Source organism: Flavobacterium ustbae, assembly GCF_003946915.1.
In the GTDB taxonomy this organism is placed as follows: domain Bacteria; phylum Bacteroidota; class Bacteroidia; order Flavobacteriales; family Flavobacteriaceae; genus Flavobacterium; species Flavobacterium ustbae.
On the sequence record NZ_RPOC01000008.1, the window covers coordinates 145985 to 165021 of the forward strand.

Annotated in this window: 21 protein-coding genes; 12 read left to right on the plus strand and 9 right to left on the minus strand. The window is 32.7% G+C overall.

Annotated elements, in window-relative coordinates:
- Nucleotides 1–84: 84 nt before the first annotated feature.
- Nucleotides 85–1401 carry an adenosylhomocysteinase gene (gene ahcY, locus EG814_RS12170; protein WP_125722218.1) on the minus strand — a complete coding sequence of 439 codons (1317 nt, stop codon included), beginning with the start codon at nucleotides 1399–1401 and terminating at the stop codon, nucleotides 85–87.
- Between the two features lie 341 nt (nucleotides 1402–1742).
- On the opposite strand from ahcY, the gene EG814_RS12175 reads away from it, so the two are divergent.
- The gene (locus tag EG814_RS12175; protein WP_125722219.1) at nucleotides 1743–2375 is read left to right on the plus strand and encodes a 4'-phosphopantetheinyl transferase family protein; all 633 of its coding nucleotides are present in this window, start codon (nucleotides 1743–1745) and stop codon (nucleotides 2373–2375) included.
- 104 nt (nucleotides 2376–2479) lie between these two features.
- Here the strand turns inward: EG814_RS12175 and EG814_RS12180 are convergent, their stop codons facing one another.
- The 3 genes from EG814_RS12180 to EG814_RS12190 all read right to left on the minus strand — a co-directional run bounded on the left by EG814_RS12180 (nucleotide 2480) and on the right by EG814_RS12190 (nucleotide 3840).
- On the minus strand, nucleotides 2480–2878 hold the full coding sequence (locus EG814_RS12180; RefSeq protein WP_125722220.1) for a group III truncated hemoglobin: 399 nt from the start codon (nucleotides 2876–2878) through the stop codon (nucleotides 2480–2482).
- Nucleotides 2875–3162: a hypothetical protein gene (locus EG814_RS12185; RefSeq protein ID WP_125722221.1), complete on the minus strand. Its 288-nt coding sequence runs from the start codon at nucleotides 3160–3162 to the stop codon at nucleotides 2875–2877. Before EG814_RS12185 ends, EG814_RS12180 begins: the two co-directional genes overlap by 4 nt.
- Nucleotides 3163–3243: 81 nt before the next feature.
- Nucleotides 3244–3840 (minus strand): Crp/Fnr family transcriptional regulator, encoded by a 597-nt coding sequence (locus EG814_RS12190; protein ID WP_125722222.1) that lies wholly within the window; start codon nucleotides 3838–3840, stop codon nucleotides 3244–3246.
- Between the two features lie 94 nt (nucleotides 3841–3934).
- On the opposite strand from EG814_RS12190, the gene EG814_RS12195 reads away from it, so the two are divergent.
- From EG814_RS12195 to EG814_RS21030, 5 genes are all read left to right on the plus strand, one after another.
- Nucleotides 3935–4663, plus strand: a complete 729-nt coding sequence (locus EG814_RS12195; protein ID WP_125722223.1) for a geranylgeranylglyceryl/heptaprenylglyceryl phosphate synthase — start codon at nucleotides 3935–3937, stop codon at nucleotides 4661–4663.
- A 20-nt stretch (nucleotides 4664–4683) separates the two neighbouring features.
- A complete protein-coding gene (pnuC, locus tag EG814_RS12200) occupies nucleotides 4684–5307 on the plus strand; it encodes a nicotinamide riboside transporter PnuC (protein ID WP_125722224.1) in 624 nt (207 codons plus the stop codon).
- Nucleotides 5268–7382, plus strand: a complete 2115-nt coding sequence (locus EG814_RS12205) for a DUF4301 family protein (protein ID WP_125722225.1) — start codon at nucleotides 5268–5270, stop codon at nucleotides 7380–7382. Before pnuC ends, EG814_RS12205 begins: the two co-directional genes overlap by 40 nt.
- A gap of 1 nt (nucleotide 7383) precedes the next feature.
- Nucleotides 7384–7788 carry an alternative ribosome rescue aminoacyl-tRNA hydrolase ArfB gene (gene arfB, locus EG814_RS12210; protein ID WP_125722226.1) on the plus strand — a complete coding sequence of 135 codons (405 nt, stop codon included), beginning with the start codon at nucleotides 7384–7386 and terminating at the stop codon, nucleotides 7786–7788.
- A 330-nt stretch (nucleotides 7789–8118) separates the two neighbouring features.
- Nucleotides 8119–10809 carry a TonB-dependent receptor gene (locus EG814_RS21030; protein WP_164515320.1) on the plus strand — a complete coding sequence of 897 codons (2691 nt, stop codon included), beginning with the start codon at nucleotides 8119–8121 and terminating at the stop codon, nucleotides 10807–10809.
- Nucleotides 10810–10864: 55 nt separating this feature from the next.
- Here EG814_RS21030 and EG814_RS12220 read toward each other — a convergent pair whose 3' ends face one another.
- The gene (locus EG814_RS12220) at nucleotides 10865–11281 is read right to left on the minus strand and encodes a Rieske (2Fe-2S) protein (RefSeq protein ID WP_125722227.1); all 417 of its coding nucleotides are present in this window, start codon (nucleotides 11279–11281) and stop codon (nucleotides 10865–10867) included.
- Between the two features lie 157 nt (nucleotides 11282–11438).
- Between EG814_RS12220 and greA the strand changes: the two genes are divergently transcribed.
- Nucleotides 11439–11915, plus strand: coding sequence for a transcription elongation factor GreA (gene greA, locus EG814_RS12225; protein ID WP_111288069.1), 477 nt, complete (start codon nucleotides 11439–11441; stop codon nucleotides 11913–11915).
- Nucleotides 11916–11983: 68 nt separating this feature from the next.
- Nucleotides 11984–12373 carry an HIT family protein gene (locus tag EG814_RS12230; RefSeq protein WP_125722228.1) on the plus strand — a complete coding sequence of 130 codons (390 nt, stop codon included), beginning with the start codon at nucleotides 11984–11986 and terminating at the stop codon, nucleotides 12371–12373.
- A 66-nt stretch (nucleotides 12374–12439) separates the two neighbouring features.
- Here EG814_RS12230 and EG814_RS12235 read toward each other — a convergent pair whose 3' ends face one another.
- Entirely contained in the window at nucleotides 12440–13591 is a 1152-nt protein-coding gene (locus tag EG814_RS12235) for a sensor histidine kinase (RefSeq protein WP_125722229.1), read from the minus strand.
- 159 nt (nucleotides 13592–13750) lie between these two features.
- Between EG814_RS12235 and EG814_RS12240 the strand changes: the two genes are divergently transcribed.
- The 4 genes from EG814_RS12240 (at nucleotide 13751) to EG814_RS12255 (ending at nucleotide 16611) form a co-directional block, all read left to right on the plus strand.
- Nucleotides 13751–14626, plus strand: coding sequence for a flavin reductase family protein (locus EG814_RS12240; protein ID WP_125722230.1), 876 nt, complete (start codon nucleotides 13751–13753; stop codon nucleotides 14624–14626).
- Between the two features lie 33 nt (nucleotides 14627–14659).
- Nucleotides 14660–15031 carry a DUF3127 domain-containing protein gene (locus EG814_RS12245; protein ID WP_125722231.1) on the plus strand — a complete coding sequence of 124 codons (372 nt, stop codon included), beginning with the start codon at nucleotides 14660–14662 and terminating at the stop codon, nucleotides 15029–15031.
- 144 nt (nucleotides 15032–15175) lie between these two features.
- Nucleotides 15176–15814, plus strand: coding sequence for a leucyl/phenylalanyl-tRNA--protein transferase (aat, locus tag EG814_RS12250; protein WP_125722232.1), 639 nt, complete (start codon nucleotides 15176–15178; stop codon nucleotides 15812–15814).
- A 2-nt stretch (nucleotides 15815–15816) separates the two neighbouring features.
- Complete coding sequence (locus tag EG814_RS12255) at nucleotides 15817–16611, plus strand: MOSC domain-containing protein (protein WP_125722233.1); 795 nt, start codon at nucleotides 15817–15819, stop codon at nucleotides 16609–16611.
- On the opposite strand, the gene EG814_RS12260 is transcribed toward EG814_RS12255, so the two are convergent.
- The 3 genes from EG814_RS12260 to EG814_RS12270 all read right to left on the minus strand — a co-directional run bounded on the left by EG814_RS12260 (nucleotide 16608) and on the right by EG814_RS12270 (nucleotide 18950).
- A complete protein-coding gene (locus EG814_RS12260) occupies nucleotides 16608–17318 on the minus strand; it encodes a HesA/MoeB/ThiF family protein (RefSeq protein ID WP_125722234.1) in 711 nt (236 codons plus the stop codon). The genes EG814_RS12255 and EG814_RS12260 overlap by 4 nt on opposite strands.
- Nucleotides 17319–17402: 84 nt before the next feature.
- Nucleotides 17403–18530, minus strand: a complete 1128-nt coding sequence (gene thiH / locus EG814_RS12265; protein WP_125722235.1) for a 2-iminoacetate synthase ThiH — start codon at nucleotides 18528–18530, stop codon at nucleotides 17403–17405.
- Between the two features lie 42 nt (nucleotides 18531–18572).
- On the minus strand, nucleotides 18573–18950 hold the full coding sequence (locus EG814_RS12270) for a GxxExxY protein (protein ID WP_125722236.1): 378 nt from the start codon (nucleotides 18948–18950) through the stop codon (nucleotides 18573–18575).
- Nucleotides 18951–19037 lie beyond the last annotated feature (87 nt).

Here is a 19037-nt window from a genome sequence, read left to right on the forward strand (position 1 = left end):
ACAAAACAAAACCCGACAAGTTTTTAAAACTTGTCGGGTTTAAGATATATTTCTAAAAATCAGAAATCTACAATCTTAAATCTATTAATATCTGTAGTATTCTGGTTTGAATGGACCTTGAACTTCAACGCCAATATAAGCAGCTTGATCTTCACGTAAAGTTTCCAATTCAACGCCTAATTTTGCTAAGTGTAAAGCAGCAACTTTTTCATCTAAATGTTTTGGTAACATGTAAACTTCGTTTTTGTAAGCTGCGCTGTTATTCCATAATTCGATTTGAGCCAAAGTCTGGTTTGTAAATGAGTTACTCATTACGAAACTTGGGTGACCTGTAGCACAACCAAGGTTTACTAAACGACCTTCTGCCAAGATAATGATATCTTTTCCAGCGATAGTATATTTGTCAACTTGAGGTTTGATTTCGATTTTAGAAGCACCGTGGTTTTTGTTTAACCAAGCCATGTCGATTTCGTTATCAAAGTGTCCGATGTTACAAACAACAGTTTTGTCTTTCATTTTTTCGAAGTGGCTTCCCACAACGATATCTTTATTTCCTGTAGTTGTAATGATGATATCAGCATTAGCAATTACAGTATCTAATTTTTTAACTTCGTAACCGTCCATTGCAGCTTGTAAAGCACAGATTGGATCGATTTCAGTAACTGTTACGATAGAACCAGCACCTCTAAAAGAAGCGGCAGTTCCTTTTCCTACGTCACCGTATCCGCAAACAATAACTCTTTTTCCAGCTAACATTAAGTCAGTTGCACGACGAATTGCGTCTACAGCAGATTCTTTACATCCGTATTTGTTATCAAATTTAGATTTAGTAACAGAATCGTTAATGTTGATTGCAGGCATTGGAAGAGTTCCCGCTTTTACTCTTTCGTAAAGTCTGTGAACACCAGTTGTAGTTTCTTCAGAAAGACCTTTAATTCCAGGAACCAATTCTGGGAAACGATCGATAACCATGTTTGTTAAATCTCCACCGTCATCCAAAATCATGTTCAATGGTTTTCTGTCTTCACCAAAGAATAAAGTTTGCTCAATACACCAGTCAAATTCTTCTTCATTTAAACCTTTCCAAGCGTAAACTGAAATTCCAGCAGCAGCAATTGCAGCAGCAGCTTGATCCTGAGTAGAGAAAATGTTACAAGAAGACCAAGTAACCTCAGCACCAAGAGCAATTAAAGTTTCGATCAAAACAGCAGTTTGGATAGTCATGTGAAGACATCCAGCGATACGAGCTCCTTTAAGTGGCTGCTCATCTTTATATTCAGCGCGAAGTGCCATTAAACCTGGCATTTCAGCTTCAGCTAGTTCAATTTCTTTTCTTCCCCAAGCCGCTAGAGAAATATCTTTTACTTTGAAAGCCACATATGGCGTAGTTGTAGTACTCATTTATATTATATTTGTATATGTATAATTTTTTGCAAATTTACATAATACCTTTTTAATTTTGTAACTTTCCGTAAGATTTGTGAAATCTTTAATTTATTAATCTTTAGAATGTTAGTTTGAGAATCGTTTTTAACCATATAAGTGATATAAGTTCATTTAAAAAAGATTCTGGACTGTGTGTTTTAAACCATAAAGCGATATAAGTTCATTTAAAAAAAGATTCTTAACTATGCAGATTTATTAAGAATGCTTAAATTTACTTAACACATATTTTTAAACCCAAAGTAATATTTCCTTATATGACTTATATGGTTTAAAAAGACAATAATAAACAATTCAAAATGCCTTTATTTCAAACGATACAATTCAACGAAAACACTAAAATTTTAATTTGGAAGATTACAGAATCTTTTGACGAATTGTATAGTCAGGTAACTTTAAAAGAAAAGACCCAGCGAAGATTGGACGGAATGAAATCTGAAATGCATCAGCGTGCTTTTCTAAGTGTAAGAATGCTGATTCAGGAAATGGGTTTTACCGATAAAGATTTGCATTATGATGAATTCGGAAAACCGTATTTTGACTGTCATAATTATATTTCTATTACGCATTCATATAATTATGCTGCGATAATTATTAGTGAAGAAACGGTAGGAATTGACATGGAACTGCAGCGCGAAAAAATCATCAGAATTGCAGATAAATTTACCGATTACGAATGCAGTTATCTGCAACCTGATTTTACCGATGATTATATTAAGAAGTTAACCGTAATCTGGGGAGCGAAAGAGGCTATTTTTAAAATTAGAAACGAAAAAGGAATCAGTTTTAAAGATCACATTCGCGTTGAAGATTTTTCTCTAAACGAAAAACAGACTTCGGCGAGTCTGTATTTTGATGATTTAATTTTACATTTTGAAGTGCATTATCTCGAAATTGAGAATTTTACGTTGGTTTATGCGTTTCAGAAATAGTTTTAAATGATAAAATTTAATATAATATTTCAATTTAAAACTATTGCTAAAAATTATAAAGCCTTAGCACCTTAGAATCTCAGCATCTTAGAACCTTTAAAAAACTAAACCTCACTCTCTTTCTGACGATGCTTAAACATACTCATATATAAAAAAGTACTCATTTTTCTAGCACGTCTTTTTAGGGTATCGGCATTTTCGCCTTCAAAATATTCATCAATGGTTTGAAACCAATGATTGAGCCAAATTCCAAATTCGTTTGCTGTGATTTTTTCGTCAAAATGAGCGTCAACTTCATTGTGAACGGCATGCGGATTTCCTTTGTATTTGCGAACACCAAACAGATTGGTTTCCCAAAAATCTGTTAGTTTTTCGAGATGCGCTTCCCAATCAGAAATCATTTCATTAAAATAAAAGCCGATTTCTTCATCGGCTCTTATTTTATCATAGAAATGGTTAACTAGAAAATTTACGTCAGCTCTGTTTTCTATTTGTTTTTTCACAGAAAAATAGTGTTTAAAAGAATAAATAATACACTTAAAATTGAGCTTAGAATTAAAAGATTAAAAACCACTTTATGTTTCATTTGTGCTAAAATTGAAGTGTTTACAAAGATACAAGCTAAAACAATAATAGCCAGCTGAATCATTTGCAGAATAGAAGTTCCGTTTGATAAAACGTACATTGCAGCAGCGCCTCCTAAACAGCTTTGCCCAATAACTGCCATTGCAGCAGAACCCATATAATTTCTATTGAAAATGTCGAATGTTGTTTGGTATAGTGTCATGATATTCAGATTTTTATATGACAAATGTACGCCCACATTCGGTATGTGTTTTATGATTAAAATCATAAAACGAGAACTTTTTTATCTGTATACTTTTCGATTAATAATCTTTAATTCTCCTTTTTTTTCTAATGCTTTTATGGCTCTAATTACCGTTTCTACACGTAAACCGGTCAGATCTCCAATCTGTTGTCTGGTAAAATTAATGAGATAACCATTTTTGTCTTTTTGAAAATTGAAATAGACGATTCCGTGTTCTATTAATTTCAAAACACGATGTTCGGGTTCGTGTGTCGAAATTTCAGCCGCCATCACTGATTTATAATACAATCGCTGTGCAAGATTTTCGATTATTGTAATGCTCACTTTCGGATTTTCTTCCAAAAGCTTCATGAAGTTTTCTTTCGGAAGAATAAAAATTTCAGCATTTTCTACAGCAATCGCATTTGCAGGATATTTTTGGTTTAAAAATAAAGGAGGTTCTCCAAAAGATTGTCCATTATAGAATATTCCTTGTATAAACTCACGTCCGTCATCATTATAATTACTCATTTTCACTTCGCCAGATATAATCTGATAATAGTGTAATGGCAGATTTCCTTCTTCAAAAACGATATCATTTTTGTCAAAAGATTTTCTGGTTACGCCATATTTTTCTAATAATTGAACTGTAATCATAATGTGTTATTTACGTTATCAAAAGACGTTAGACAAATATAATTCATTCAAAATAGTTCTTCGACATTAAAAAACTTTTACTTTTACACCCGCAATGCGAGAACAAATACTTACTATTAGGCAACAGATTGTAGAGGCTAAAAGTAATGGTCAGAAACTATTGGCTGTGCTTTTGGATCCTGATAAAATTGTACTGGAAAATTTAAAGCATTTAATTGACAAAATTAATCAGTCTCCTGCTACTCATATTTTTGTGGGCGGAAGTATTGTTCAGAACAATATTTTGGAAGAATTGATTTCGCAGTTAAAACAGAAAACCAGTTTGCCAGTACTATTATTTCCGGGAGATCCTTCGCAGATTTCGCCAAAAGCTGATGGCATTTTATTTTTGTCGTTATTATCTGGCCGAAACCCAGATTATTTAATAGAATATCAGGTTCAAGCAGCGCCGATTCTTAAAAAGACAAATTTGGAAGTAATTTCTACAGGATATATTTTGATTGAAAGTGGCAATGAAACTGCTGTTGCGAGAGTAAGCAAAACGAAACCTTTAAGTCGAGAAAATCTTGATTTAGTTTTGGCGACCGCTCAGGCGGGAGAAATGTTAGGAAACCAATTAATTTATTTAGAAGCGGGAAGCGGTGCAAGACAGCCTGTACCAGCAGAAATGATTAAGCTGATTTCTCAAAATGTTGAAATTCCTATTATTGTTGGTGGAGGAATTGTAGATTTGTACGGAATTGAAAAAGCATATAGTGCTGGAGCAGATTTGGTTGTTATTGGAACAGCTTTTGAAAACGACAGCCATTTTTTTGAACAATAAATGCCAAATAACCCGTTTTCATGGTAGATTTTTTTTTAGAAAGTTATAAAAATGCACCGCTTTGGCATATTGCCTTAGAGTTTTTGGTTTTCGTTTGTGGAATTTTAAGTGTTTGGTTTGCAAAAAAAGAAAACATTTGGGTATACCCAACAGGATTAATTGCTACAGTTATATCTGTTTATCTTCTGTATGTGGCAGGTTATATAGGCGATATGATTATTAATGCTTATTTTTCGGTAATGAGCATTTATGGGTGGTATGTTTGGGCAAAAGGAGGAACGCTTGAAGATAATCTGCCAATTACCCGTACAAATTTCAATGAAAAAATAATCGGAATCCTACTGTTTATTGTGACCATTTTTGTAGTTTTCGGAATTTATAAATATTTTGACTACGAAATACATGCTGACAATTATGTTGATATGATTTCGTCTGGAATATTTTTTGCTGGAATGTGGTACATGGCCAGAAAAAAAATAGAAAACTGGACACTTTGGATTATTGGTGATATTATTGTTGTACCTCTTTATGCTTATCGTGGCTTAGGGATGCTGTCACTTCAATACATAATTTTTACAATTTTGGCTATTTCAGCTTATTTAGAATGGAGAAAAATCTTAGACAGCAAAAAACAACTATCATAAAAATTGCTTTGTTTGGTCCTGAAAGTACGGGTAAAACAACCTTAGCAAAACAGCTTGCAGAGTATTACGAAACCGAATGGGTTCCGGAATTTGCACGCGACTATTTACAAAAAAAATGGGAAGAAAATCAGCATATATGTGAGGCAGATGATATGATGCCTATTGCATATGGACAGACTGCATTGGAAAATGAAAAATTAGCTAGTGCAAATAAATATTTATTCTGCGATACCAACTTAATGGTAACTAAAGTATTTTCTGAAATGTATTACGGTTTTTGCGATCCGCTTTTAGATGATGCAGCGCTAAAACATGAATACGATTTGTTTTTCTTGACAGATATTGATGTTCCTTGGGAAAAAGACGATATTCGCGATACTCCTGAAGGGAGAGAAACCGTATTTTCTGCTTTTAAGCAAACGCTTATTAAGGCAAAAAAGCCGTTTATAACATTATCTGGAGATGAGGAATGTAGATTGGCAAAAGCGACTTCTATTATTAATAATCTCACATTAGCAAAGCAAAAGGGCTTTTCGTCACATGATTTTGTAGAAATATACAATCACGGAACTGACTTTGAGAATGTTTTCAAACAATTGGATATTTTTAAAAATGGAATTCCAAAAAGTAATCTGGTAAGTCCAGCTACAATAAACAATGGAATTTTGAGTCTTTCTGAAACTGAATTTCAAGAAAAAGCTTCCTTTTATGATAGTCAAAAGTCGAAATTTAAGCTTAAAAAATTTGTTCCAGCATCTGGTGCAGCAAGTAGAATGTTTAAATTTTTGACTGCTTTTCTAAATGATTTTGATATTGATAAAGAAACAATCAATGCTTATATCAATAGAACTAAAGATCGTGAGCTTCCTATTTTTATTGTGGGAATGGAGAAGTTTCCGTTTTTTAAAGAGGTCGATAAAAAGCTAAGAGAAATTTATCCAGATTTTGAATCTTTAGAAAGAGATTATAAGAATTATTATTTCATAAAAACAGTATTGTCTCCAGAGTATTTTGATTTTGCAAATAAACCAAAAGCGGTTCTGCCTTTTCATGAATATAAAACGCATATTGCGATTCCGATCGAAGAACATTTAAACGAATGTGTGCATTATGCAACTTCTGGAGAAATTTCAAATCTTCATTTTACTGTTTCTGAAGCCCATCAGAATTTATTTGAAGAATCTATATCATTACTCAAACAGAAAATTGAAAATGAATCTGACATTCAAATCAATGTAAGTTATTCTTACCAGAATAAAACAACAGATTCTGTAACTGTCGATTTAAAAAATAAATTAGTTAGAGATAAAAACAACAAATTGGTTTTTAGACCTGGCGGACATGGAGCTTTGATTGATAATTTGAATCAGCTTGACGCAGACATTATTTTTGTTAAGAATATAGATAATGTAATTCAGAACCATATTGACGAGATTACCTTATACAAAAAAGCTCTTGCAGGTGTATTGTTAAAAGTTCAGGAAAAGGTTTTTGGCTATTTAAAAGCGATAGAAAATAAGGAAATTCAGAAAGATAAGATTGCTGAGATTGCGAGCTTCTTAAAAGAAAAACTCAACACTAATTTATCTAGTGATTTTGATAAGATTACATTAGAGAATCAAATTGAGAAAATAAAAGAGCTTTTGGATAAACCTATACGCGTATGCGGAATGGTAAAAAATGAAGGAGAACCTGGCGGTGGGCCATTTTGGGTCATGAATGATGAGGGTATAACTTCTCTTCAAATTGTAGAAACTTCACAAGTTGATTTGTCAAATACAAAGCAACAGGAAATCTTAGCTGAAGCCACACATTTTAATCCAGTAGATTTAGTGTGCGGTATTAAAAATTACAAAGGAGAAAGATTTGATCTTCAGAAATTTGTAGACGAAAAAGCGGGCTTTATTGTAGAAAAAAGCGTAGGTGGTAAAATAGTAAAAAGCTATGAATTACCAGGCTTATGGAATGGCTCGATGGCAAATTGGCTTACTATCTTTGTCGCTGTTCCGTTGATCACTTTTAATCCAGTAAAAACAGTTAATGATTTATTGAAAGCAGCACATCAGCCACAATAATATGGAGATAGAAAAAATCATATCAGAATTAAACTTTAAGGCCGTTCGCAGTAGCGGTTCGGGTGGACAAAACGTGAATAAAGTTTCTTCAAAAGTAGTTTTGAACTTTGATTTGAATGCTTCTCAAGCTTTATCTGATGAAGAAAAACTGCTTTTACAAGAAAACATATCGGCTAGATTGACCTCAGAAAATATTCTGATTTTAAATTGTGACGAAGATAGAAGTCAGCTTAAAAATAAAGAGATTGTAACTAAGCGGTTTTTAGAAATCATCAAAAAAGGGTTATATGTTCCGAAAGTCAGAAAAGCTACAAAAATTCCGAAAGCGGTAATTAAGAAGAGAATTAAGGATAAAAAGAATGTTTCGGATTTGAAGCAATCTCGTAGAAAACCAAATATTGATTAAATTCAAAGAAGAAATTCCAAATTTTTAAATTCCAAATTCCAAAACTGATTCAAGATTTGTTTTTGGAATTTGGAATTTATTTTTTTAGATTTTATCTATAAACGTTTTTGGAATTTGGGATTTGATTTTTGGAATTTTTAACATTACATTTGCACTGTCTCAAAGGGGTGCTCTAAATAACGAGCTGAGATCATACCCAAAGAACCTGAGCAAGTAATGTTGCTAAGGGAAAAAACGACACTATCAAGCGTGCACACTTATTTTGTCGTGAAACACATTTATTAATTTAACAAAAGAATAATTCCCCCTTTTATTCGTAATTCTTTACGAATGAAAAAGTTTTTTTTAGGTACTAAGGTACTAAGCTGCAAAGGTTCTAAGGTTGAAAAACTTGATGCAACCAAATTATTTTTATTTACTCTATTCTCTATTTTCTTTACTCTTTCTGCATTTTCGCAGGAAAAAGATTCTACAAAAGTCAATTCTCTTGATGAGGTTTTAGTTTCGGCAGTTCGTGTTACTTCAAAAACTCCGGTGAGTTTTAGCAATATGGATAAAAAAGAAATTAAGTATAGAAATCTAGGACAGGATATTCCTGTTTTGATGAATTATCTTCCTTCGGTTGTGACTACTTCCGATGCTGGAAACGGTTTTGGATATACCGGAATTCGCGTCCGCGGAAGCGATGCAACGCGCGTTAACGTAACCATAAACGGAATTCCGTACAATGATGCCGAAAGTCAAGGAACATTTTGGGTAAACATGCCCGATTTTGCTTCTTCTGTAGAAAGTCTTCAATTGCAACGCGGTGTGGGAACATCTACAAATGGTGCAGGTGCTTTTGGAGCCAGCTTAAATATGCTTACGGACAGTTATGCAAATAAAGCGACAGGCGAAATTTCAAGCTCTGCTGGTTCATTCAACAGTTTAAAGAATACGGTAAAATTTAGTACAGGATTGTTAAACGATCATTTTGAAATTGCGGGTCGTTTGTCTGCCATGAAATCTGATGGTTATGTAGACCGCGCAAGTTCAGATTTGAAATCGTATTTCTTGCAAGGAACTTATGTTGGAAAAACGACATTGATTAAAGCTTTGGTTTTTGGAGGAAATCAAACTACTTATCAATCTTGGAATGGTATTGACGGAGAAACTTTAAATGCCAATCGTCGTTATAATTCTGCTGGAAAATATACAGATGAATTTGGAAATACTCGCTTTTATGATAATGAAACCGATAATTACAAACAAGATCATTATCAATTACATTGGAGCGAATCTATTTCTGATAAATGGAGCACAAATTTAGCTTTTCATTACACAAAAGGATTGGGCTATTTTGAAAATTACAAAGATGATGAACCAGTTGAAGGTTATGGTGGAATTGAGCCAACTAAGGAGGTTGAAAACGATATGGGAGAATTAGTTCCAGGTACAGATTTAATTCGTCAAAAATGGTTAGATAATGATTTTTACGGAACCACTTTTTCTGTAAAATATAAAGAAGAAAAACTAGATGCTATTTTTGGAGGAGGATGGAATAAATATGAAGGAGATCATTACGGAAAAGTAATCTGGGCAAGAAATGTTGGACAGACAGAATTAGGAGATCATTATTATGATGATTATTCGGCAAAAACAGATGGAAATATTTTTGCGAAAGCGAACTATCAATTTAATGAAAAATTGAGTTTTTATGGTGATTTGCAATACAGAAGAGTTACTTACAAAGCCAATAGCATAGAAACTGGATTGGTTGATGATGAATTTAATTTCTTTAATCCAAAAGCTGGTTTAAATTATGCTTTTACTCAAAACAGCACTTTATACCTTTCTTATTTTGAAAATTACAAAGATGATGAACCAGTTGAAGGTTATGGTGGAATTGAGCCAACTAAGGAGGTTGAAAACGATATGGGAGAATTAGTTCCAGGTACAGATTTAATTCGTCAAAAATGGTTAGATAATGATTTTTACGGAACCACTTTTTCTGTAAAATATAAAGAAGAAAAACTAGATGCTATTTTTGGAGGAGGATGGAATAAATATGAAGGAGATCATTACGGAAAAGTAATCTGGGCAAGAAATGTTGGACAGACAGAATTAGGAGATCATTATTATGATGATTATTCGGCAAAAACAGATGGAAATATTTTTGCGAAAGCGAACTATCAATTTAATGAAAAATTGAGTTTTTATGGTGATTTGCAATACAGAAGAGTTACTTACAAAGCCAATAGCATAGAAACTGGATTGGTTGATGATGAATTTAATTTCTTTAATCCAAAAGCTGGTTTAAATTATGCTTTTACTCAAAACAGCACTTTATACCTTTCTTATGCAAGAGCCAATCGCGAACCAAATAGAACCGATTATGAAGGCGGAAATGTTAAGCCTGAAAAACTAAATGATTTTGAGTTAGGATGGAGATTCAATTCAGAAAAATTTCAACTAAATTCTAACGTCTATTACATGGCTTACAAAGATCAATTGATTTTGACCGGAAGACTTGACGAAGTTGGTGCGCCAATTCGAGCTAACACCGAAAAAAGCTATCGTTTAGGTTTAGAATTTGATGCAACAATTGCACTTTCAGAGAAGTTTACTCTTAGACCAAACTTTACTGTAAGCAGTAACAAGAATGTTGATTTGGCCGTTGATGGCGAATATTACGGTACAACCAAAATAGCTTATTCTCCAGAAGTTATTGCTGGAAATATTATTGTTTATAAACCTATTTCAGGATTGTATCTTTCATTACTGCAGAAATATGTTGGCGAACAATACATGAATAATATTGAACTTCCGGCAGCAAAATTGGCAGATTATTTTGTAAACGATTTTAATGCTTCTTACGAAATAAAACCAAACACCATTTTTAAATCGATAACCATTACGGCTTTGGTAAATAATATTTTCGATAAAAAATATGTTTCAAACGGATACATGTGGGATATTTACCCTTATTACTATCCGCAAGCGGGAACAAACTTCTTAATTGGTTTGAATTTGAAATTCTAAAAAGCTAAGACACAAAAAAAGCCTGAAAATAATAAACTTTCAGGCTTTTCTGTTTTTAGTTATATACATGGATAACAGTTCCAGAAGATTCTACACGATATTGTTTCATCGGAAATTCTTTTCCGCCCAGTCCTGTAAATAAGTTATATTGGGTTTTATCGCAAGGACATACAGCATAAATTCCGTCAATTGTCATTGCGGTACAAGAAGCCAAAGCTTGGTTTGGGCACGCAGCGTCAAAAGCAGTATAAGTTCCTTCACCAGTTTTCATCACAATTATCCCTTTTGCTCCATAATTGGCAACATAAACAGGATTACTCGGATATATCAATTTGTTATAAGTGGGCAAATTGGTGTCGAGATAGGCGTTTATAGAATAATTAGGAATATTAGGGTTGTTATTGCTTCTGTTGTTGTCACTGCAAGAAAATAAAATAGCAGTAAATGCTAAAAAGAACCAGATTTTTTTCATTATTTGAATAAGAATTAGTTAAAACAAAAATAATTTATTTAGATTTGAAATCTATATGATTAACATATAATTATGTACTATTAAAAATAATAGTATATTTGTGGTAAGAAAATCCCGTCGCGATGGGATTTTTTGTATTTATATAAACGATGAAGTTATGAGTAAAGTATCTTATTATACAGCAGAAGGATTAAAAAAATTAAAAGATGAATTGGAGCACTTAAAAAGTGTAATGCGTCCAAAAGCATCTCAAGATATTGCAGATGCAAGAGATAAAGGAGATTTGTCTGAAAATGCAGAATATGATGCAGCAAAAGAAGCACAAGGTTTATTAGAAATGAGAATTTCTAAACTAGAAGAAGTATATGCAAACGCAAGATTAATTGACGAATCTCAATTGGATGTTTCTAAGGTTTTGGTTTTATCTAATGTAAAAATCAAAAATCAAAGTAACGGAATGGAGATGAAATATACTCTTGTAGCCGAAAGTGAAGCTGACTTGAAAACAGGAAAAATCTCTGTAACATCTCCAATTGGAAAAGGTTTACTAGGAAAATCTGTTGGAGAAGTAGCTGAAATTACAGTTCCAAATGGAGTTTTGAAATTTGAAATTCTTGAGATTTCAAGAGACTAAATTTTTTTATTGTTTAATCGGTTAATTGTTTAATCGGTTAAACGTATAAACGATTAAACAAATAAACAATGAGTTCAATATTCACAAAAATAGTAAACGGAGAAATTCCATGTTACAAAATTGCTGAAGACGAGAATTATTTAGCTTTTTTAGATGTAAATCCAAACGCAAAAGGACACACGCTTTGTATTCCAAAACAAGAAATCGATAAAATTTTTGATATGGAAGAAGAACTATATTTGGGTTTAATGAAGTTTTCTAAAAAAGTGGCTGCAGCATTAGAAAAAACAGTTCCATGCAAAAGAGTCGGAATTGCGGTTGTTGGACTTGAAGTACCTCACGCGCACGTACATTTGATTCCGTTAAACGAAATGGACGAAATGCGTTTCATTAACAAAGTTTCGCTTTCTAAAGAAGAATTCGAAGCTTTAGCAAAAGATATTCAATCGAATTTATAAGATTTAAATAAAATAAGGCTTCGACTTTGCTTAGCCTGACAAAAGCAAAAAGTGCAGTAAAACTATTTACTGCACTTTTTTATTTAACGAAATCTGAAATGTAGTTCCTTTTCCAATTTCAGAATGAAGTACTTTAATTTTTCCGTTGTGGTAATCTTCTACAATCCTTTTGGTTAAAGAAAGACCAAGTCCCCATCCTCGTTTTTTGGTTGTAAAACCAGTTTCAAATATGGTTTTAAATTGTTTTTTAGAAATACCAGTTCCCGAATCTTTTACATTTATTTTGACATGATGCAGATCTTGTTCAATCTGAAGATCCAAAGTTCCTTTCCCTTTCATGGCATCAATTGCATTTTTAACCAGATTTTCAATAGTCCAGCTGTGCAATGTTGGATTTATCATCACTAATACAGGAGAATCTGGAGCCTTAAACGAAAAGGCAACTTGTTTAGAAAAACGAGATTGTAAATATTCGTATGCGTTTTGAGTTTCTTTTACAATATCATGAAGTTCCAAAACAGGAATGGAACCAATTTTAGAGAAACGATCGGTTATAGTTTGCAGGCGTTCTATATCTTTTTCAATTTCAACACTAATAGATTGATCGATTTCTTCTGTTTTTAAAATCTCAACCCAACCGATTAAAGAAGATAGAGGCGTTCCAATTTGATGTGCTGTTTCCTTTGCCATTCCCGCCCAAAGTTTGTTTTGAGTCGCCATTTTTGTGCTTTTGTAAAAATTATAGATTAAAGCCACACACAAGAAAATGATTAAAAGAAGTGCAATCGGATAATATTTGAGCTTATTAAGAAGTTCAGAATTTCCATAATACAGCGTTTGATATTTTCCTGGAGCATATTCAAAAGTAATAGGTTCGTTTTCATTTTTCAACCTATTCAAAAGCGTTTTTCTTTTTTTTTTGTCATTCAAAATATCGTCGGAAACATTTTTAGCGCTGACAACTTTATCGTAAAGCATTATTACACCCGGAATCGAGGTATTGTTGTTAATGATTTGAAGAGGCAAATCTAAATCGGTGTATTCGTCGGCATTTACTAGAGTAATTTGGGCATTTACAAAAAGATTCATTTTTAAGCGCTCCTCATTTTTAAAAATTTGGAAGAAAGTATACGTATTCCAAAGAATTAGAGAAATGATTATAAAACAAACAGAAATAATAATCCAGCGGGTAGTATTTGTTCTTTCAGAAAAAGACATATCAGTTTTTTTGTGGTATAAATATAACGAAATATACACATTTTATATTTTGCGAATGTCGAAAGATTTTTGGTATTATCTGCAAAACTATTTCTTCTAATTAAACCATTTCTATACTTTTGTATGTACCAAAATGAGGTTTGGTTTAAATTAAAAAATATGATTAGCATTAACCCAAAAGAGATTCCGACGGCCAAATTGCAAGGCTATCTACAGAGTTCAGTTGGTCCAAGGCCTATCGCGTTTGCGAGTACCATAAGCGAGAGAGGAATTCCTAATTTATCTCCGTTTAGTTTCTTTAATGTATTTAGTGCCAATCCGCCAATTTTGGTTTTTTCGCCGTCAAGGCGTGTTCGAGATAATACCATAAAACACACTTTGATAAATGCAGAAGCTACTCGCGAAGTAGTAATAAATGTTGTAAATTACGATATCGTCCAACAGACTTCTTTAGCAAGTACAGAATATGGAGGTGGCGTAAATGAATTCATTAAAGCTGGATTAACGCAGATTCCTTCAGATTTGGTAAAACCATTTCGTGTCAAAGAATCTCCAGTTCAGTTTGAGTGTAAAGTCACTCAGATTATTCCGCTTGGAACAGAAGGCGGAGCAGGAAATTTAATTTTATGCGAAGTGGTAAAAATTCATATCGCTGAATCTATTTTGGATGAAAACGGAGCAATCGACCAGCATAAAATTGATTTGGTTTCGAGACTTGGAAATAATTGGTATTCAAGATCAAACCAAGGACTTTTTGAAGTGGCAAAACCCTTGACAACATTAGGAGTAGGAGTAGATGCAATTCCTGATTTTGTAAAAGAAAGCACTGTTTTTGACGGAAATGATTTAGGAAAATTAGGCAACATTGAAGCCTTGCCTACAAAAGAAGAAGTTAGTATATTTGTGAAAGGAAATTTTGCAGTCAAAGGAGTTTTAAGCTCAGACGATCAGAAAAAAGTACATTTAGAAGCCAAAAAGTATCTGGATAATAACGATGTAGAATCGGCTTGGAAAGTGCTTTTAGCTAAAAAATAAAAAGAAATAGAAACAATAATTAAATAGACGAAGATGGAAGTTACAGGAAAAGTAAAAGTGGTTAACCCAGAGCAGCAAGTTAGTGCCTCATTTAAAAAAAGAGAATTAGTTGTTACAACTGAGGAGCAATATCCACAACATATTTTAATCGAATTTACACAAGATAAATGCGATTTATTGAGTAGCTATAAGCAAGGAGAGGCAGTAAAAGTTTCTATCAATTTAAGAGGAAGAGAATGGGTTAATCCACAAGGAGAAACGCGTTATTTTAATAGTATTCAAGGTTGGAGAATTGAAAGATTAGCGCCAGAAGGTCCAGGACAATCGGCTCCAATGCCAGCAGCAGAAACTTTTGCTCCAGCAACAAACATAAACGAAGACGAACCAGACGATTTACCGTTCTAAGAAAGTTTAAATCTCAAATTATAAATTCCAAATTCCAAAACTTTGCTGTGTTTGGAATTTGGAATTTTTGTATTCAATATAACTTTGAGAAAGTTTTTTTTGAAGTTTGGGATTTGGATTTTTTATTTTGGAATTTTTTAAAAGATGTACTACTTATTCAACGATTTATTTTTTCCGCCAGTTACAGAAGCTGATGAAGAAGGTGTTTTGGCAATTGGAGGCGATCTAAGTTCAGAGCGCTTACATTTGGCCTATAAAAGCGGTATTTTTCCTTGGTTTAATGAAGGAGAACCAATTCTTTGGTGGGCTCCAGATCCGAGAATGGTATTGTTTTTTGATGAATTGGTAATATCCAAAAGCATGAAAAAGATTCTCAATAAGAAAATATTTAAGGTAACTTATAATAAAAATTTTAGAGAAGTAATTTCCAATTGTCAGCAAATAAAGCGTGAAGGCCAGAACGGAACGTGGATTTCTGATGAAATGATAGATGCTTACTGTAAATTGAATGAAGAAGGAATTGCAAAATCTGTTGAGGTTTGGCAAGACGATGTATTGGTTGGCGGTTTGTACGGAATAGATTTAGGAAATATTTTTTGTGGAGAAAGCATGTTTTCTAAAGTTTCAAATGCGTCAAAAACGGCTTTTATTGCATTGGCATTATATTTAAAAAAAGAAAATTACAAATTGTTGGATTGTCAGGTTTATAATTCACATTTGGAGAGTTTAGGATGCCGAGAAATCGATCGAGAAGAATTTATGTCCATTTTAAAAAGTAAATAAAAATGAGTGCAAATTATAGTGTAAAGGAAATTTATATTTATCCGATTAAAAGCTTGGCAGGAATTAGCGTAAAAAGTGCCAAAGCTGAAGAAATGGGCTTTGAAAACGATCGCCGATGGATGCTGATAAATTCTGAAAATGTGCATGTTACGCAAAGAGAATATCCTATAATGAGCCAATTTTATCCTGAAGTTTCAAATGGAAAAATTATAATATCATTTGCTGAAGATGAACATGAATTTTCTATTGATGAACATTTAGATGAAAAAATTGAATCAAATGTATGGGATGATAAAACCCAAGTTTTTGAAGTAAACAAAAAATCTTCTCAATGGTTTAGTGAAAAGCTAGGTTTTCAATGTACTTTGGTTAAAATCGTAAAGAAAGGCGATCGTAAACACGAAAGTTCTAAAACAAAAGAAACGTACAATGTGAGTCTTGCAGATGGTTATCCGTATTTATTGGTGGGAACAGAAAGTATGGATCTTTTAAATAGCAAATTAGAAGAAAAAATTACCGTAAAAAGGTTTCGTCCAAATATTGTCATTGGCACTAAAAAAGCGCACGAAGAGGATCAGTATGGTGCTTTTAAAATTGGAGATGTACAATTTAAAAATATAAAACCTTGCGAAAGATGCATAATGATCAATAATGATCCGAAGAAAGGAATTGTAAAAAAAGAGCCATTGAAAACTTTAAGCAAATACAGAAATGTAGATAATTCAGTTTTATTCGGAACCAATATTGTGAGTTTGAATTCGGGAATTATTAGTGTGGGTGATGAGGTTGTTTTTTAAAAACTCAATTTTGTAAAACTCCAGTTTAAAGTATTAAAAAGTATCAATTCGTTGTTTAATGAAGGCAATTCTAATACTAATTTCAGTGTTTCATGTGCCATCATATTGCCAATAATTCCTGGCAGCGTTCCTAAAACTCCATTCAAATTACAATTCGGAACATCTTTTGGATCTGGCATTTCGGGAAATAAATCACGAAGATTTTTACTTCTGTTATGATTGAAAACAGCAATTTGTCCTTCGAATTTTAAGATACTTCCGTAAACCAAAGGTTTGTAAAGCTGAACGCAAGTATCATTAACTAAATAACGAGTCGAGAAATTATCAGAACCGTCTACAATAATATCATATTGTTGAATAATTTTTGAAGCATTTTCTACAGTTAATTTTTCTTGAATCGCTTCTGCCTGAATTAGCGGATTTAGTTTTGAAACGACTTTTTGAGCAACAATGGCTTTATATTGTCCAATTTCATTCTCGGTATATAAAATCTGTCGATGTAGATTGTGAATTTCGATCGTATCAAAATCCATAATTCCGATAAAGCCAACTCCCGCTGTAGCAATATATTGTAAAATTGGGCAACCTAAGCCGCCAGCTCCAATTACTAAAACTCTAGCTTTTTTTAATTTTTCCTGACCTTCATCTCCAATTTCAGGAAGAATAGTTTGTCTGTTGTAACGAAGAAATTCTTGGATAATGCTCATGTTTATATTTTAGATTTCTGATTTTAGATTTTAGATTGAAGTAGGAGTTTAAATATTTGAATTTTTAGATTTTTAATCTGAAGTCTAAAATCTAAAATCTGAAATAAAATTTTTGTCCCAATCTTTCCAAACCGGTTCGTAGCCTTTATTTTTTATGATTTTTGAAATTTCGGCAGCAGATCTTTCGTCGCTAATTTCGAATTGCTCCAAAGATTGCGGATCTACCACATAACCGCCAGGATTGGTTTTTGAACCTGCGCTCATACTCGTAACACCAATCGGAATTATGTTATTTCTGAATTTTTCGTTTTCACGAGTTGAAATTGAAATTTCCAAATCTTCATTCCATAATCTGTAAGCGCAAATTAATTGTGTCAGATCTCTATCATCCATAATAAAATTGGGTTCAATAATTCCCTCTGCGGGACGAAGACGCGGAAATGAAACCGAATATTTAGTTTGCCAGTATTTCTTCTGCAAATAATCCAGATGCAAAGCATTAAAAAAGCTATCCGTTCGCCAATCTTCCAAACCTAATAAAACACCTAAACCAATTTTATGAATTCCCGCGGTTCCAATTCTATCGGGAGTTTCTAGTCGATAATCAAAATTGGATTTTTTACCTTTAGTATGATATTTTTTGTAAACTTCTTGATGATACGTTTCTTGATAAACCAAAACCGAATAAACTCCAGAATCGTGCAAACGCTCGTAATCTTCAGTGGAAAGTGGCTGAACTTCAACCGAAATAATTGAAAAATCTTCTTTTATTAGATTAATCGCATTCAGAAAATAATTGATGTTAACGGTATAATTCGCTTCGCCAGTAACCAATAAAACATGATCGAAACCTGTTTTTTTTAATGCTTCAACTTCCAATTTTATTTCGGAATCAGTTAAGGTTTTGCGTTTAATTTTATTATCTAAGCTGAATCCGCAATAAGTACAGATATTTTGGCATTCGTTGCTCAAATACAGCGGCGCATACATTTGAATGGTTTTTCCAAAACGTTTTTTGGTAAGTTCGTGGCATTTCTGTGCCATTTGTTCCAGATAATTTTGAGCAACTGGAGAGATTAAAATCAAAAAATCATCGAGATTGTATTTGGTTTTAGCCAAAGTGCGCTCGACCTCTTTTGAAGTTGTTTTGTATATTCTCGATTGGATTTCATCCCAATTATATTGCTCAAAAATAGATTTGAATGTTTTCATTTTTTTTGTTTTGTTTCCCGCAGATTTGGCAGATTGTGCAGATTACATTTTATGAACTACACGATGAATATTTTCTAAGATATTGCTACAATTAAAATTGACTAACAAGCCCAACTTTTTGTTAGTTAATTTTAAGTAAGTATTAAGTTGTTTAAAATGAATAGGTTTTATTTCTTCTACAGATTTTAATTCAATTATCACCTGATCTTCTACAATTAAGTCCAGTCGAAAAGTAAGGTCTAAACTAATATTGTCATAGTGAACAGGTATATCAATTTGTTTCATTACATTCAAACCATCTTTTCTTAATTGATAACATAAAGCACTTTCATAGACTGATTCTAATAGGCCAGGTCCCATTGTATTATAAACTTTAAAAATTGCTCCTCTTACTTTATATGAAATTTCATTTTCTAACATACAGTCAAATTTTTTTACAGAAATCAAAAATAATGAAATTTCTTACTTTTAAGATATGCTTCTTAATAAATCTCCCTAATCTGCAAA

Bases quoted from the DNA above. Each gene is read 5' to 3' on its own strand.
- ahcY (WP_125722218.1), bottom strand. From the start codon at position 1,401: ATGAGTACTACAACTACGCCATATGTGGCTTTCAAAGTAAAAGATATT.
- EG814_RS12175 (WP_125722219.1), top strand. From the start codon at position 1,743: ATGCCTTTATTTCAAACGATACAATTCAACGAAAACACTAAAATTTTA.
- EG814_RS12185 (WP_125722221.1), bottom strand. From the start codon at position 3,162: ATGACACTATACCAAACAACATTCGACATTTTCAATAGAAATTATATG.
- EG814_RS12190 (WP_125722222.1), bottom strand. From the start codon at position 3,840: ATGATTACAGTTCAATTATTAGAAAAATATGGCGTAACCAGAAAATCT.
- EG814_RS12195 (WP_125722223.1), top strand. From the start codon at position 3,935: ATGCGAGAACAAATACTTACTATTAGGCAACAGATTGTAGAGGCTAAA.
- pnuC (WP_125722224.1), top strand. From the start codon at position 4,684: ATGGTAGATTTTTTTTTAGAAAGTTATAAAAATGCACCGCTTTGGCAT.
- EG814_RS12205 (WP_125722225.1), top strand. From the start codon at position 5,268: ATGGAGAAAAATCTTAGACAGCAAAAAACAACTATCATAAAAATTGCT.
- arfB (WP_125722226.1), top strand. From the start codon at position 7,384: ATGGAGATAGAAAAAATCATATCAGAATTAAACTTTAAGGCCGTTCGC.
- EG814_RS21030 (WP_164515320.1), top strand. From the start codon at position 8,119: ATGAAAAAGTTTTTTTTAGGTACTAAGGTACTAAGCTGCAAAGGTTCT.
- EG814_RS12220 (WP_125722227.1), bottom strand. From the start codon at position 11,281: ATGAAAAAAATCTGGTTCTTTTTAGCATTTACTGCTATTTTATTTTCT.
- greA (WP_111288069.1), top strand. From the start codon at position 11,439: ATGAGTAAAGTATCTTATTATACAGCAGAAGGATTAAAAAAATTAAAA.
- EG814_RS12230 (WP_125722228.1), top strand. From the start codon at position 11,984: ATGAGTTCAATATTCACAAAAATAGTAAACGGAGAAATTCCATGTTAC.
- EG814_RS12235 (WP_125722229.1), bottom strand. From the start codon at position 13,591: ATGTCTTTTTCTGAAAGAACAAATACTACCCGCTGGATTATTATTTCT.
- EG814_RS12240 (WP_125722230.1), top strand. From the start codon at position 13,751: ATGATTAGCATTAACCCAAAAGAGATTCCGACGGCCAAATTGCAAGGC.
- EG814_RS12245 (WP_125722231.1), top strand. From the start codon at position 14,660: ATGGAAGTTACAGGAAAAGTAAAAGTGGTTAACCCAGAGCAGCAAGTT.
- aat (WP_125722232.1), top strand. From the start codon at position 15,176: ATGTACTACTTATTCAACGATTTATTTTTTCCGCCAGTTACAGAAGCT.
- EG814_RS12255 (WP_125722233.1), top strand. From the start codon at position 15,817: ATGAGTGCAAATTATAGTGTAAAGGAAATTTATATTTATCCGATTAAA.
- EG814_RS12260 (WP_125722234.1), bottom strand. From the start codon at position 17,318: ATGAGCATTATCCAAGAATTTCTTCGTTACAACAGACAAACTATTCTT.
- thiH (WP_125722235.1), bottom strand. From the start codon at position 18,530: ATGAAAACATTCAAATCTATTTTTGAGCAATATAATTGGGATGAAATC.
- EG814_RS12270 (WP_125722236.1), bottom strand. From the start codon at position 18,950: ATGTTAGAAAATGAAATTTCATATAAAGTAAGAGGAGCAATTTTTAAA.